The organism is Novosphingobium sp. KCTC 2891 (assembly GCF_025938155.1).
Lineage (GTDB): Bacteria > Pseudomonadota > Alphaproteobacteria > Sphingomonadales > Sphingomonadaceae > Novosphingobium.
The window spans coordinates 270,378-284,763 of sequence record NZ_JAPCZG010000004.1 but is presented as its reverse complement, the minus strand read 5'-3'; the positions used below and the strand labels follow the sequence as shown (position 1 = coordinate 284,763).

Annotated in this window: 15 protein-coding genes; 7 read left to right on the top strand and 8 right to left on the bottom strand. The window is 66.4% G+C overall.

Annotation, left to right across the window (positions count from 1 at the left end; all coding sequences use genetic code 11):
- Positions 1–10: 10 nt before the first annotated feature.
- Genes OLX02_RS10400 through OLX02_RS10385 form a run of 4 tightly spaced genes read right to left on the bottom strand, consistent with a single transcriptional unit; the run spans position 11 to position 2,674 of the window.
- Positions 11–928 carry a sterol desaturase family protein gene (locus tag OLX02_RS10400; protein ID WP_264422574.1) on the bottom strand — a complete coding sequence of 306 codons (918 nt, stop codon included), beginning with the start codon at positions 926–928 and terminating at the stop codon, positions 11–13.
- The gene (locus tag OLX02_RS10395; RefSeq protein ID WP_264422573.1) at positions 925–1,377 is read right to left on the bottom strand and encodes a hypothetical protein; all 453 of its coding nucleotides are present in this window, start codon (positions 1,375–1,377) and stop codon (positions 925–927) included. The genes OLX02_RS10400 and OLX02_RS10395 overlap by 4 nt, the downstream gene beginning before the upstream one ends.
- Before the next feature lie 28 nt (positions 1,378–1,405).
- Positions 1,406–1,837, bottom strand: a complete 432-nt coding sequence (locus OLX02_RS10390) for a TIGR01244 family sulfur transferase (RefSeq protein WP_264422571.1) — start codon at positions 1,835–1,837, stop codon at positions 1,406–1,408.
- Between the two features lie 9 nt (positions 1,838–1,846).
- A complete protein-coding gene (locus OLX02_RS10385) occupies positions 1,847–2,674 on the bottom strand; it encodes a TerC family protein (RefSeq protein ID WP_264422569.1) in 828 nt (275 codons plus the stop codon).
- Positions 2,675–2,931: 257 nt separating this feature from the next.
- Here OLX02_RS10385 and OLX02_RS20170 point away from each other — a divergent pair, with 257 nt between their 5' ends.
- The 7 genes from OLX02_RS20170 to OLX02_RS10345 all read left to right on the top strand — a co-directional run bounded on the left by OLX02_RS20170 (position 2,932) and on the right by OLX02_RS10345 (position 9,772).
- Positions 2,932–3,726 (top strand): cold-shock protein, encoded by a 795-nt coding sequence (locus OLX02_RS20170; protein ID WP_319641240.1) that lies wholly within the window; start codon positions 2,932–2,934, stop codon positions 3,724–3,726.
- A gap of 163 nt (positions 3,727–3,889) precedes the next feature.
- Positions 3,890–5,083, top strand: a complete 1,194-nt coding sequence (locus tag OLX02_RS10370; protein ID WP_264422567.1) for an aspartate aminotransferase family protein — start codon at positions 3,890–3,892, stop codon at positions 5,081–5,083.
- Positions 5,080–6,018, top strand: a complete 939-nt coding sequence (argF, locus tag OLX02_RS10365) for an ornithine carbamoyltransferase (protein WP_264422565.1) — start codon at positions 5,080–5,082, stop codon at positions 6,016–6,018. Before OLX02_RS10370 ends, argF begins: the two co-directional genes overlap by 4 nt.
- Positions 6,019–6,026: 8 nt before the next feature.
- The gene (locus OLX02_RS10360; RefSeq protein ID WP_264422564.1) at positions 6,027–6,938 is read left to right on the top strand and encodes an Hsp33 family molecular chaperone HslO; all 912 of its coding nucleotides are present in this window, start codon (positions 6,027–6,029) and stop codon (positions 6,936–6,938) included.
- Positions 6,939–7,033: 95 nt separating this feature from the next.
- Complete coding sequence (locus OLX02_RS10355) at positions 7,034–7,465, top strand: DUF3617 domain-containing protein (protein ID WP_264422562.1); 432 nt, start codon at positions 7,034–7,036, stop codon at positions 7,463–7,465.
- A gap of 65 nt (positions 7,466–7,530) precedes the next feature.
- Positions 7,531–8,226 carry a 7-cyano-7-deazaguanine synthase QueC gene (queC, locus tag OLX02_RS10350; RefSeq protein WP_264422560.1) on the top strand — a complete coding sequence of 232 codons (696 nt, stop codon included), beginning with the start codon at positions 7,531–7,533 and terminating at the stop codon, positions 8,224–8,226.
- A complete protein-coding gene (locus OLX02_RS10345) occupies positions 8,219–9,772 on the top strand; it encodes an MFS transporter (RefSeq protein WP_264422558.1) in 1,554 nt (517 codons plus the stop codon). The genes queC and OLX02_RS10345 overlap by 8 nt, the downstream gene beginning before the upstream one ends.
- Here the strand turns inward: OLX02_RS10345 and OLX02_RS10340 are convergent.
- The 4 genes from OLX02_RS10340 to OLX02_RS10325 form a co-directional block, all read right to left on the bottom strand.
- Complete coding sequence (locus OLX02_RS10340; protein ID WP_264422556.1) at positions 9,759–10,283, bottom strand: superoxide dismutase family protein; 525 nt, start codon at positions 10,281–10,283, stop codon at positions 9,759–9,761. The two genes, OLX02_RS10345 and OLX02_RS10340, sit on opposite strands and share 14 nt — an antisense overlap.
- Before the next feature lie 115 nt (positions 10,284–10,398).
- On the bottom strand, positions 10,399–11,487 hold the full coding sequence (locus OLX02_RS10335; RefSeq protein ID WP_264422554.1) for an OmpA family protein: 1,089 nt from the start codon (positions 11,485–11,487) through the stop codon (positions 10,399–10,401).
- 191 nt (positions 11,488–11,678) lie between these two features.
- The gene (locus OLX02_RS10330) at positions 11,679–12,137 is read right to left on the bottom strand and encodes a DUF2793 domain-containing protein (protein WP_264422552.1); all 459 of its coding nucleotides are present in this window, start codon (positions 12,135–12,137) and stop codon (positions 11,679–11,681) included.
- Positions 12,138–12,161: 24 nt separating this feature from the next.
- On the bottom strand, positions 12,162–14,375 hold the full coding sequence (locus OLX02_RS10325; protein ID WP_264422550.1) for a phage tail protein: 2,214 nt from the start codon (positions 14,373–14,375) through the stop codon (positions 12,162–12,164).
- Positions 14,376–14,386 lie beyond the last annotated feature (11 nt).

Here is a 14,386-nt window from a genome sequence, read left to right as displayed (position 1 = left end):
CTCCGCGGCCTTACGCCTGTTCGTCCTGCCGCGCCTGCCAGCGCGCCCTGATCTGGTCCGAGGTTTCGCGGCTGGCGTCGTGGCTCCAGCCGGGCGCGCGGACGAGGTAGGACAGCTTGTGCCGGAAGGGCGCTGCGCCGAAGTCCCCCAGCATCGCGGCCCATTCGTGGAACGCCGCATGGAGCAGGTGGAAGCTGCCCAGCTGCCGCACGATGCCATAGCGGATGCGGCCGACGCCGGGCGCATCCTCGCCGAGTTCGGGCTGGAAGCTGCCGAACAGGCGGTCCCACACGATCAGCACCCCTGCGTAGTTGCGGTCGAGATAAAGCGGGTTGGTGGCGTGGTGGACGCGGTGGTGCGACGGCGTGTTGAACACCGCCTCGAACCAGCGGGGAAAGCGCCCCACCGCCTCGGTGTGGATCCAGAACTGATAGACGAGGTTCACCGCGCCCACCGTGACGATCATGGCCGGCGGGAAGCCGATCAGGGCCGGCCAGATGCGGAATATGAACGACAGCGCGACGAAGCCGGTCCACGTCTGGCGCAGCGCGGTCGACAGGTTGTAGTGCTGGCTGGAGTGGTGGTTGACGTGGCTCGCCCAGAACCAGCGCACGCGGTGGCCGGTGCGGTGCGCCCAGTAATAGTTGAAATCATCGAGCAGGAAGCAGGCGATCCATGCCCACCACGTCCACGGCAGCGTGGCGACGCGGTGATCCCACAGCCATAACGCGCCGGCATAGACCAGGCCTGCGGTGAGCGCCCCGGCAATGGTGCTGCCAAGGCCGAGCGCGAGACTGGTGAGCGTGTCCGCCGGTTCATAGGCCTCGGGCCTGCGCCGCGCGGCCCAGAGCATTTCCAGCACGATCAGCAGGATGAAGAACGGGATCGCATAGACGACCACGTCGATGGGCGCGGCGAGCGGCTTCATGGCCGGGTTCCGATCCGGCGCAGGCTGGCGGCCCAGGCTTGCGCGGCCGGGCCGAGATCGAGCGTGACCGCCCCGAAGCGTTTTTCCCCGGGGGCGACGGTGAGGAACTGGCGGTCGAGCCGGATGCCGGCGTGCGAGGTGAGCAGGCGCGCGGCGAAGTGGCTGCCGTGGCGGCGCAGCAGCAGGACGCGGCCGTCCGCCCCGCGTAGCAGCGCGCCGATCCGCGCCCGGTCGAGCGCGACGTCGGCCGCGTCGAAGCCGCAGAACGCTTCCTCGGCCAGAGCGCGGGCGTGGGCTTCGTCGCGGATGGGCACGTCCCCGCCAAGGCCCATGGCGCGGGTGATGGCATAGACGGCAAGGATCGCGCCGAGCGACAGCACGGCCTGCACCGCCATCGCGAAGCCGGGCTTCGCCGCGAGTGCAGCCAGCGCCTCGGTTATCGTCAGCATCTGCGAGCCTCCCCCCGGCGGCTTATGCTCAGCCGTTGGCGGCGAGCATATCCACCTGGGCGCGAATCGGGCCGATGTCATAGCCGGCGCCGGCAGCCCTGGCCGCGATCTCGTCGGGCGCCATGCCGAGCTTGGCCTGGGTCAGCGCCCAGAGCAGGGTGGAGCGCGTTCCGGAACGGCAATAGGCGAGCACCGGCGCATCGCCGGCGGAGGCCAGCGCGCGCTCCAGCGCTTCCACTTGCGGCAGCGAGAACCCGGCGTGGCTGACCGGGATCGCCACATAGGCGATACCGGCGGCGAGCGCGGCGGCTTCGATCTCGGCGCCCGAGGTCTGGTCGTCGGATTCGCCTTCGGGGCGATTGTTGACGATCAGGCCCACGCCCAGCGCCTTGGCTTCCGCCACGTCGGCAACGGTGATCTGGGGGCTGGCGTAAGTCTTGTCGTCGATCTTGCGGAACATGGCGTGTCCTTATGCGTGGCCGGCGGCGCGGCGCCTCTCGCGCCGGTTGCGGCCGACGATGTTGAGCAACTCGACGAACACCGAGAAGCCCATTGCCGCATAGATGTATCCCTTGGGAATGTGCAGCCCGAAACCGTCTGCCAGGAGAACAAGGCCGATCATCACGAGGAACGAGAGCGCCAGCATGACGAGGCTGGGATTCTTCTCGATGAACTTCGCCAGCGGATCGGCGGCGATCATCATCAGCGAGACGGTGGTGACGACGGCCGCGATCATGATCGGGATCTCGTCGGTCATGCCCACGGCGGTGAGAATCGAATCGATCGAGAACACGAGGTCGAGCGCGATGATCTGCGCGATGGTGGCGCCGAATGCGGCGGCGACGACCTTGCCCGCGCTGGGCCCGGTGCCGGCGGCATCGTGGCCCTTGTGATCGAGCAGCTCGCCACTCGGCTCCGGATCGATGGCGTGGTGGATTTCCTTGGTGGCCTTCCACAGCAGGAACAGGCCGCCGGCGATCAGGATCAGGTCGCGTCCGGAAAACGCGGTTTCAAATGTGGGCTCGCCGTGCGCGCCGGGTTGGCCGGAGATGCCCAGATCGATCAACGGGGCCTGCAACGTGACGATCCAGCCGATCAGCGTGAGCAGGCCGAGACGGAGGCCAAGCGCGAGCAAAAGCCCGATGCGCCGTGCTTTCTGCTGCTGATGTGCGGGCAGCTTGTTCGACAGGATCGCGATGAAAACGAGGTTGTCGATGCCGAGCACGATCTCCAGCAGGACGAGCGTGACGAAGGCGGCCCATGCGGCCGGGTCATAAATAAGCGCAAGCAGTTCCATGCGGCTGACTTGTGCCGAAACCGGGGGGATAGGGCAAGGCGAGACAGGCTTGCGGCCAATGTCAAAGTGTTTCGCGAAAGAATCGGCCCGAAACGCTGATTCCGTTCGCGCTTGCTCGTTTTGTTCGTTATAGTCACGCCCGCAATGGAGAGGGCCGGCCCTAAAAAACCGGCTGGATTCCTTGTCGCGCCGCCGGCATCCGCGTCCGGCCAGCGGTGCCGGGGAAATCAGGGCGGAACGAAGGTTTATTGGTTTTTATGGGTTTTGACAGAGGGCGGCGGGGTCGCGGACGCGACAAGCGCGACGGTTTCGGCGACGAAGGTTTCGATCCCTACGGCGGTGGCGGTGGTGGCGGCGGCTTCGGCGGCGGTTACGATCGTGGTGGTTTCGGTGGCGGCGGCGGTGGCCGTGGCGGCTTCGGCGGTGGTGATCGCGGCGGTTTCGGCGGCGGTGATCGTGGCGGCTTCGGCGGCGGCGGTGGCGGCGGCTTCGGCGGCCCGCGCGGCGGCGGTGGTGGCGGCTTCGGCGGCCCGCGCGGCGGCGGCGGTGGCGGCGGTATGCCTGCCCAGGTTGTCGGCACCGGCAAGGGCGTCGTCAAGTTCTTCAATTCGCAGAAGGGCTTCGGCTTCATCCAGCGTGAAGACGGTGGCGAGGACGTGTTCGTCCACATCAGCGCGGTCGAGCGTGCCGGCCTTGAAGGCCTGGCCGAAGGTCAGCAGCTGGAATTCAACCTCGTCGATCGCGGCGGCAAGGTTTCTGCCGCAGACCTTCAGGTTGTCGGCGACGTGATCGAGGTTGCGGCCAAGCCCGCAGCTCCGCAGCGCCAGCTGACCGGCGAGAAGGCCACGGGCACCGTCAAGTTCTTCAATGCGATGAAGGGCTTCGGCTTCATCACGCGTGATGACGGCCAGCCGGACGCGTTCGTGCACATCAGTGCTGTCGAGCGTTCGGGCCTGCGCGAGCTGAACGAAGGCGACAAGCTGGAATTCGACCTTGAAGTTGATCGACGAGGCAAGCACTCGGCGGTCAACCTGGTGCCGGTCCAGGGTTGATCCCGATCGCATTGTCCTCCGGTCGGTTTGACCGGGGGCCTGCAACAGACTAAAAACGTGCAGATGGCGGCCCTTACGGGGCCGCCATTTGTCGTTTGCGATTCCCCCATCCCCGACCCGGACCCGCGCTGCGGGCCGCTTTGTGAATGCACAGGAGATGCCGATGTCGATCACCCCGCTGATGCCCGTCTACCCCCGGTGCGGGGTGCGTCCTGTGCGAGGCGACCATTGCCACCTGATTTCCGAGGACGGTACGCGCTACCTCGATTTCGCGAGTGGCATTGCGGTGAACCTGCTTGGTCATTCCAACGATCACCTGATCGGCGCGATCCAGCGGCAGGCGGCTACGCTGATGCACGTGTCGAATCTCTATGGCAGCCCGCAGGGCGAGCATCTGGCGCAGCGGCTGGTCGATCTGACTTTCGCGGACACGGTGTTCTTCACCAATTCGGGCGCCGAGGCGGTGGAATGCGCGATCAAGGCTGCGCGCGCCTATCACAGCCATGTGGGCAACGACGACAAGTACGAGCTGATCACGTTCAAGAACGCCTTCCACGGCCGGACGATGGCAACGATCAGCGCCTCCAACCAGGAGAAGATGCACAAGGGCTTCCTGCCCCTGCTGCAGGGCTTCAAGTACGTGGATTTCGACGATCTCGAAGGTGCGCGGGCGGCAATCGGGCCGAACACGGCGGGCTTCCTGGTCGAGCCTATCCAGGGCGAAGGCGGCATCCGCGACGCTTCGGACGAATTCCTCAAGGGCCTGCGCGCGCTGTGCGACGAGCATGACCTGATGCTGATCTTCGACGAAGTGCAGTGCGGCGTCGCGCGCACCGGCACGCTCTATGCCTATGAACAGTACGGCATCGAGCCGGACATCATGGCGACCGCCAAGGGCATTGGCGGTGGCTTCCCGATGGGCGCGTGCCTCGCGACGGAGAAGGCCGCGCGCGGCATGGTGATCGGCACCCACGGCAGCACCTATGGCGGCAACCCGCTGGCGATGGCGGCGGGCGAGGCCGTGCTCGACGTGGTTGCCAATCCCGAATTCCTTGCCGAAGTGAGCGCCAAGGGCGAACGCCTGCGCGGACGGCTGGAGCAGTTCATCGGCAACTACCCCGACCTGTTCGAGCTGGTACGCGGGCGCGGGTTGATGCTCGGCGTCAAGATGAAGGCGGAGCCGCGTCCCTTCGTCGCCCACCTGCGCGACAACCACCAGTTGCTGGCCGTGGCCGCGGGCGACATGACGTTCCGCGTCCTGCCGCCGCTGGTGATCGACGACAGCCACATCGACGAGTTCATGGACAAGCTTTCGGCCGCGGCCGCGAGCTACGACCCCGAGGCCCCTGCGACATGAGCGGCAAGACCATCCGGCACTTCCTCAACCTGGCCGATGCCGGCGGCGATGCCGTCGCGGCGATGCTGGGCGATGCGATCGACCGCAAGCGCGCGCGGGTCGGCCAGCCAAAAGGGCGCGCCGATGCGGACGCGCCCTTGGCGGGCCACGTCCTCGCAATGGTGTTCGAGAAGAACTCGACGCGTACCCGTGTGTCGTTCGACATCGCCATGCGCCAACTTGGCGGCAGCGCGGTCGTGCTCGATGCAGGGACGACGCAGCTCGGCCGCGGCGAGACGATCGCCGATACCGCGCGCGTGCTGAGCCGCATGGCCGACGCGATCATGCTGCGCACCGACGACCACGCCAAGGTCGAGGAACTGGCGCACTACGCTGACGTGCCGGTGATCAACGGGCTGACCGACCTGTCGCACCCCTGCCAGATCATGGCGGACCTGATGACCGTGCTCGAGCATGGCAAGGCGCTGCCCGGGCTTGAAGTGGCGTGGCTCGGCGACGGCAACAACGTGCTCAATTCGATCGTAGAAGCAGCGGGGCTGATGAAGTTCAACGTCCGCATCGGTGTGCCCGAAGGCTACGAATCCGATGCCGGGTTCATCGCGCTGGCGGAAGCGGGCGGCGCGGGCATCAGCCTGCACCGCGACGCGGCCGAGGCGGTGGCCGGGGCGGACGTGGTGGTGACGGACACGTGGATATCGATGGGCCAGGCCCATGCCGAAGCGAAGCTTGCGGCGATGGCGCCATACCAGGTCAACGAAGCATTGATGGCCAAGGCGAAAGCCGATGCGCTGTTCCTCCATTGCCTGCCCGCCCACCGCAACGAGGAAGTCACCGACGCGGTGATCGACGGCCCGCGCTCGGTGGTGTGGGACGAGGCGGAAAACCGCATTCACGCGCAGAAGGCCGTGCTGCGCTGGGTCTTCGGGCAGATCTGAGCCAAAGCATGACCTCGACCGAGCTTCCCGGCGGCGACACCGGTTTCGACCGCATCCTCCAGTTCACCGTGCCGCACCGCGATGCGCGGGGGCGGGTGGTGCGGCTCGGGCCGGCGCTGGATCAGATCCTGTCGGCCCACGCCTATCCTGCGCCGATCCGCAAGCTGCTCGCCGAAGCACTGGTGCTGACCGCGTTGCTCGGCTCGCTGCTGAAGGACGAAGACGGCCAGCTGACTATGCAGGCGCAGACGCAGGACGGCGTGGTTGACCTGCTGGTCTGCGATTATCGCGGCGGCGAATTGCGCGGCTATGTCCGCCATGACCGCGCGCGGCTGGACGAACTGGGGCCCAACCCTGGTCTCTATGCGCTGTTCGGGGATGGCTACCTGGCGATCACGTTCGATCTCGCTACCACCGGGCAGCGTTATCAGGGGATCGTCCCGCTCGATGGCGAGAGCCTGAGCGATGCGTGCCAGAGCTATTTCTGGCAATCGGAGCAGGTGCCGACACTGATCCGCGTGGCAACGCACCGCGAGGGTGACAGCACCGTGGCGGGGGGATTGCTGATCCAGCACCTGCCCGAGGGCGAGGAAGGGCGTGAGCGCCTGCACGCCCGGCTCGACCATCCCGAATGGCAGCACGTGTCGATCATGGGCGGGGCCGTCTCTGCAGGCGAACTGGTCGATCCCGAATTGGGCCTTGAAAGCCTGCTCTGGCGGCTGTTCCACGAAGAGCCTGAGGTGCGGGTGGAAAAGGGCGCGGCCATCGTGCGCGGTTGCCGCTGCACGGCCGAGCACTACCGCGACATCCTTTCCCGCTTCGCGCCGGAAGATCGCGCAGAGATGAAGAACGAGCAGGGCGAGATCGTTGTCGACTGCGCATTCTGCTCGCGTGCTTTCGCGATCGAATTCGATTCGTAGAACTCCCTCGTTCTGGGGAATTCAACTTCGGGAACTGCGTGCTATAAAGTCGCTTGCCGGTCGAGGGGGCCGGTGCTGACCTGACGAGCAAGATCATGCGCAAGCCGCAGCGCCTGTGGCGCATCCTTCCCCGTGTCCTGACGCCGGTGCTTGCCGGCGGCCTTGCTGCCCACGGCGCGGTGCTGCTGGCGGAGCGCCCGCCACTGGCCATGCTGGATCGCTTCGAGAGCGGGGAATGGGAAGTGCGCGAGCGGGGCGAGCGTCCGGCCGCGCAGCGGCGCTGCATCGGTACCGGACGTCAACTGATCCAGATCCGTCATGCTCAGCAGATGTGCCGCAGCTATGTGGTCGAGGACGGCGTGGCGGCGGTGACGGTCCATTATTCCTGTCAGGGCAACGGCTTCGGGCGCACCCGTATCCGCTTCGAGAACCCGCGCCTGGCGCAGATCGAGACGCAGGGGGTGGCGAGCGGTCTGCCGTTCGATTTCGCGGCCGAGGCGCGCCGCGTGGGCGCCTGCCGGCGCTGACCCGCGGCGAACGCGGACCCGCCGCGAGGATTGCCTCTGCCTTGTGCCGGGGGTAGCGGTTGCAGATGGAACAGGATCTCAAGAATGGTGCGGCACCGCTTGCCGTCGTGCTGCTGTCGGGCGGCCTCGATTCGATGGTTTGCGCCGGGCTGGCGAAGGAACAGGGCTACAGAGTGCTGGCCCTGACCATTGACTACAACCAGCGCCATCGCATCGAACTGGAAGCAGCGCGCAAAGTCGCGGCGCGGATCGGCGTGGAGCGGCACGTAATTCTGCCGCTGGACCTGCGCCAGTTCGGCGGCTCGGCCCTCACCGATGCCATCGATGTCCCCAAGGACGGCGTCGGCGACGACATTCCGGTGACCTATGTCCCGGCGCGCAACCTCGTATTCCTTTCGCTGGCGCTGGCATGGGCGGAAGCTGCTGGATCGAGCGACTTGTTCATCGGCGTCAACGCGCTCGATTATTCGGGCTATCCCGACTGCCGCCCGGAGTTTGTGCAGGGCTTCGAATCGCTTGCGCGAATCGCGACCAAGGTAGGGTCCGAAGGCGGCACCGTGCGGGTCCACGCACCGCTGCAACATTTGAAAAAGTCCGAAATTGCGCGGGAATCGGCGCGACTGGGACTTGATGCAGGGGAGAGTTGGTCGTGCTACGATCCGCTTCCCGATGGCCGTGCTTGCGGTCAATGCGACAGCTGCCGTCTGCGTCGTGCCGGGTTCGAAGAGGCGGGCCTGGAAGACGGGACAAAATATGGGTGAGGACAAAGGCGCCGGGGCGGCAGAGATCGCCAAGGCGGACAGGTACAGCTGGTACGCCCTAGGCGTGCTGGTACTGGTTTGCGTGCTGAATTTCGTCGATCGCCAGTTGCTGACCATCCTCGCGGTCGACATCAAGCGCGATCTCGCGATCACCGATAGCGAGTTCGGCTTCCTCTACGGCACCGCGTTTGGCGTGTTCTACGCCCTCTTCGGTATCCCGCTGGGCAAACTGGCCGATCGCTATGCGCGCACCAGGTTGCTGTCGCTCGGGCTGGCGCTCTGGTCGGGAATGACTGCGCTTTCAGGCCTGTCTCGCAGTTTCGTGCAATTGGGCGCCGCACGGATCGGCGTCGGCGTGGGTGAGGCGACGGCGGGGCCGTGCGCCTATTCGATGCTTTCGGATTACTTCCCTCCGCGGCGGCGCGCCACTGCCATCGCGATCTATTCCGCCGGCATCTACCTTGGCGGCGGCGTGTCGCTGTTCATCGGCACTTCGATCGCGAACGCGTGGAACAAAGCGTTCGCCGGAGGGACCGCGCCGTTGGGTCTCGCCGGCTGGCAGGCGGCGTTCATTGCCGTGGGTATGCCGGGACTGTTGCTGGCGATGTGGGTGCGCAGCTTGCGCGAACCCATCCGTGGGCGGTTCGAGACCGTCAGGCCGGCAGACGTTGCACCTTCGGAGGCGTGGAAGGGCTTTGTCCGGGATCTCGGCACGATCGTCCCGCCATTCACCATCTTCGCTGCGGCGCGCCGGGGATCGCGTGCGCTGCTGGTGAATCTCGCCGGAATGGCGGTGGCCGCCGCGATAGGGGCGCTTCTGACGATATGGCTTGGCGATGTGGTACAGTGGATCGCGCTTGGGATCGGCGGCTATGCGATCTTTTCGTGGGCTTGTTCGCTGCGCCATGAAGATCGCGCCGCTTTCGACGTGATCTGGGCCTCGCCCTCGGTGGTGGGCCTCAACGTCGGCTACGGGCTGATCAGCGCGGTGTCTTATGCCAGTTCGGCCTTCGGTCCGCTCTATGCGATGCAGTCGTTCGGCATCTCTGCGGGGAAGGTGGCGCTTGTTGTCGGAGGCTCGGGCGCTGCTGGAGGTGCGCTGGGGGTGATCGCGGGCGGCGCGCTGGGTGACAGGGTTGCCGGTGCAACGCAGCATTCGCGCCGGGTGCTGGTTGTGATCATCTCGACGATCCTTTCTACTATCCCGTTCGCCGCGATGCTTGTCACGAATTCGCCGACGGTCTTTCTTCTATCGGTGTTCCCCACCTGGTTCCTGCTGAGCGCGGGACTGGGCAGCGCCTCGGGAACGATGGTGAACATCGTGCCATCGTCCATGCGGGCGACCGCCACGGCGGCCTTTTTTCTGGGCGCAACCGTCCTGGGGCTGGCGCTGGGGCCCTACGCCGCCGGGCGCCTTTCGACCGCGTTTGGCAGCCTGCGATTGGGACTGGGGCTGATGATGGCCCTGTTCCCCATCGCTTTGGCTGTCCTTTACATGGCGTGGAAGGACTGCCTGCGCCGCGAGGCGAACGCTATCCGCGCGTGAACGTACCGCACGCGACGCGGCCCCCACTGTTGCCGGAGGGGTCGGTCTTGTAGTCGTCCGCGCCTGCGTGGAGGACGATAGCGGTGCCGTCCGCGTCGAAGATTTGGCTCTCTAGCGCGCTCCACGCGCCGGGGAACATGATCGTGGCGACACCTGCGCCGTCGCGTGCCGCAACAAGATTGGGCAGATCCCCAAGGTGTGAACCGGCCGGGTTCTGCACGCCATGCTGGTGCATGGCGGGGTTGAGGTGCCCACCCGCGCTGGCGAAAGCGGGGCCTTCGCACTTGCCGGTCATGTGAAGGTGGGCGCCATGCGCGCCGGGTGTCAGCCCCTTCGCCTGGATCGTCAGCGTCACCGTGCCATCACGCTCCGAAATCGTTGCCGTGCCGATCCGTTTGCCGGTCGGGTTGGCGATGTCGGCACGGGCGAGTTCCTTGCTGGGCGCGGGCACCGTGGCGCACGCGGCAAGAGCCAGGGCAAAAGCGGACACGCTGATTGACTGCCAGTTCATGGGAACCTCCTTGCCGACACCATGTGTCGATACCCTGACGCCAATAGCATGATGCGCAACGAAAAAGGGGCCGGATTTCTCCGGCCCCTTTCACGTTTCTTGCAATCGGTCGGGATTACATGCCCGAGCCAGGACCGTACGTGATTTCCACGCGGCGGTTCTGGAGTTCGCGAACGCCGTCGGCGGTCGGAACGCGCGGGTTGCTTTCGCCGAACGCCTGGCTGGTGATCGAACCATCCGGGATACCGTGCGTGGTCAGGTACGAGCGCACCGAAGCGTTACGACGCTCCGACAGGCCCTGATTGTACTTCACCGTGCCCGAGCGGTCGGTGTAGCCGGCCAGCATGATCGGCACGCTTGCGCAGTTGCCGTAAGCCGTGACGGCGTTGTCCAGAATGGTCGAAGCTTCCGGCGTGATGTCCGACTTATCCCAGTCGAAGAACACAATGTACGGACCCTTGTTGCAAACCGGAGCCGGCGGCGGGGGCGGCGGCGGGGGCGGCGGGGGCGGGGGGGGCGGCGGGGGAGCCGGCTCCGGCATCGGCTCGGCGCCGCCGAAGTTGTAGGCCAGGGTGCCCAGCAGCGAGTGCGAACGGAAGCGGGTTTCGATCGGCACGCCGGCGAGAGCGTCGTTGCCGGTCAGCTTCACGTTATTCACGTTGAAGAAGCGGTACTTCAGGCCCACGTCCCAGTGCTTGCTGATCGGAGCGCGAACGCCGGCCAGAACTTGCCAAGCAAAGTTGGTGTCGGAATCGTCGACGCCGCCGAAGCTCTTGATGACATGGTACTTGACGTTGGCAACGCCGACGCCGCCACCGACGAAACCCTGCAGGCCATCGTCAGCACCGAAGTCAAGCAGGCCATTGACCATGTAGCTAAGCGCACGAGCGTGGCCGCGGAGCGTACCGTCGTCACGGCTCAGCGTGCCGGTCGGGGTTTCCAGCGACTCGTTCAGCGCGTTGCGATAGCTGACTTCCGATTCCAGACGGAAACCGCCGAAGTCATAGCCAACAATACCACCGAAGTCGTAGCCGGTCTTGCTGTTGAGCGTCGCTGCGTCAGCAACATTGCCTACATCAAGCTTGGAATCTTCGAGGATCATCGCGCCGGCGTCGGCTTCGACATACCAGGAATCATTCCGGGCAAAAGCCGGCGTCGCCATCGCTGACGAAGCCAAGGCCAGGCCTAGGACCAGTTTCCGCATTATCGTTTCCCCTTTTAGCGAAATCACGCCACGTCGTGGCCGTTGTCTACCGCTTCTATTGTATTCATGCAAGCGGACACACACCCTGACTGTTGCCAAAAAACAACAACGAAGTGTTGTTCTAACGACAAAACCATTGTGGAAACGCCCTCATGTGCCCCTCCAAATGCGATCTCGCCGATTTGGTTCCGTCAGCTGGTCGAAAAAATGCCCGAACTTTGCAGAAGTCCCAGAATTGCGCCGATTGCGGTGCGTGCCTGCGCATCGACCACCGTTCCGCCGGAGGGCGCCGGCGGGGCAACTGACCGCTGCCACGATCCGGCATAGGTCAGCTGGCATCCGCGGCTGGCGTCATGGACGCGAAGCCCGGCATGGGGCGCAACGAAACGCCAGCCACCTTCCGACCACGCCGCGATCGTATCCTCGCGGCCGGCAAAGGCGCCGACGGCACTGGTCGCCACGATCCAGCACGCGCCGACGGTGGGCGCGGCAGGCGCACTCGCGCTCGTTCCCTGAACCACCGGGTGCAGCAGGATATCTGCAAGCAGCAGGGCCTCGTTGACGGTCGTCTCCTTCTGGCTCTGGCCCACGAAAAGCATGGGCAGGGCGTGCCTGGCGGTGGTCGAGGTAAAGGCTACCGGGTCAGTCATGCTTGGCTCCATCGGAAAAGCTGGTCATGCGGGAAAAGCGATCGACAAGGTGCGGGACACCGATCCCCTGCCGATCTGGCGCACCTGGAAGAATGCGCCGCCCGGCGCCGCTGCCAGGCCCGCCAGTTGTGACGCGGGAATGGTGAGTTGCGGTTCGGCAGTCCGCCAGCGCAGCGCCGCCGCGGCGAAATCGCCGGCGGCGATCTCCCAGGCCTCGGTTTCTTCGTTGAGCGGTGTGTCGACGCCGTCGGGCCATGTCCATGCGCCCCTGGCGCGGCGGACCCAGGTCAGCGTGACAGATCCGTCGGCCAGCCGCCGCGCATCGCCATGCACCGGGGCCAGTGGGCGCAACGTCGTTCCCGCGCCCGCAACGGCGGCCTGCGCGGGCGTGATGTCGCCCCGGCCCACGGCTATCACCACGGGGTCGTTGCCGCTGCCCACGATGTCAGCGCGCAGCCGGGTCGGGCGGGCGTCGAGCAATGCAAACGGCTCGCCCGGGGCATGGCCGCCCACGGCCCACTCCGTCCCTCCGCGACCGCGCAAAAGGCCGGACAGCAGCCAGCGACCCGCGCCGGCCGGCGCGGCCCTGCTGAACTGGATCACCTCCGCGCCCACCAATGCGCGGCCCGCGCCGTTGAACAACTGGGTGGCGGTGGCGTTGGGCAGCGTCAGGTCGTCGGCCACAAGCTGCACTTCGAGCACGGATACCTGATCCACCAGCAAGGGAGATGCCGGTCCGAGCTGGTTGATGGTGGTGCCGATCACCGCGCGGCGCTGCGCCGCCGGGCCGAGCGGCAACAGGTCGTCGGAAACGGCGGCCGGGCGGACAAACAGGGCCGCTCCTTTCCAGCCCGTCGATGCGCCCGATGCGGCAGCAAAGATGTCCGGCGTCGTCCCGCTGCCCACGCCGTCCCAGGGCAATTCAAATGCCTGCAACAGTGTTGGCGCGGCCACGGCATCCGCGATCTGGTTGTAGCGCCCGGCGTCGATGGCCGGGCTTGCGGCCGATCCGCCGACTTCCGTCGCCGGAACCGCTGTCAGATCGAGCAGCACGCCGTCCTTCTGCCATTCCCATCCGTCCACGCGCCACAGCCCCGCCGCCACCGGCACGCGGACGACCGAGCCGGGCGCGATCGCGGGGTCGATTTCCGTGATCCGGTAGGTCATTGCATCCCTCGGCCGCGATAGACGGCGGCCAGCCGCATCGGCGATGGCACGCGCTTCCGATGCCGAAAGCGAGGCTGGCAGTTCGATCATGGCGAGATCGCCCTGCTCGCTCCGGCCGATCCCGCGTTGCAGCCCCGGCTGATAGTCGCGCCCCGTGTCGTAATAGCGCAGGCCGCACTGCCGCGAGCGGGGCAGCGGCTGCCGCCGCCGCGCCCATCCTCCGGCCTTGGCCTGTTCTGCCTGCTGGTCCTCGCTGGCGGCGGGTAGGGGCAGCATCGCGAGGGCCGCCGGCAGACCTTCGGCCGATCGCAGCACCAGCCGCTCTCCATGCAGCGAGCAGGCGAGGGGAACCGCATCGCCGATCGTCGCCAGCGTATCGCCAATGGTGCCCTGGTCGATGGTGAACCCGCCAAACACCATCCGCAGGTCCGTGCCATCTGCCTCGGGCAGGATTTCGGCCGCGATGTCCTGCACCTGGCACGGACCTTCGTCGGCGATGATTTCGAACGTCAGCGAGGGCAGCCGGTTGCCGTATTCGGCCAGTTCGAGATCCTCGAACATGACATAGGCGCACCCCCGATGGGCAGGGCAGTTTCCAGCCCCTTCGGCCTGCGCGAGCAGCGGATCGGCCGGCTGGTCGCCGTGGCCCCGATGAACGCGCATCGTCCCGCCCACCTTGAGGTCTCCGGCCGCGCCGCGCAGCAGGTTTCCGTCCGCCCACACCCGGCCGATGCCCGCGATCGGCCGGCTGGAGACGGCCACCGCGAACGAAGCGGTGTAGCTGTAAGACGTCATCGAAGGACGTCCCTTGCCGCCGCCCGAGGTTTCCTCGTGTTCGACCAGTTCGGTCGACCAGATCACGCATCCCGCCGCCCGCATCCGGCCGAAATGCAACGGAAGCGCGGTGCCATAGCTTGATGTCTGGACCGACAGTTCCTTCAGCCGAGGCCCTGAAACCCTGCGTCCGCCGATGACGGCAGCGTCGACCTGCCGTCCCACCAGCGCGCCCAGCGCACCGCCGAGAGGGCCGCCAAGGACCGTCCCGACGGCGGTCAGAATAAGTGTAGCCATGGTGCTAGCGT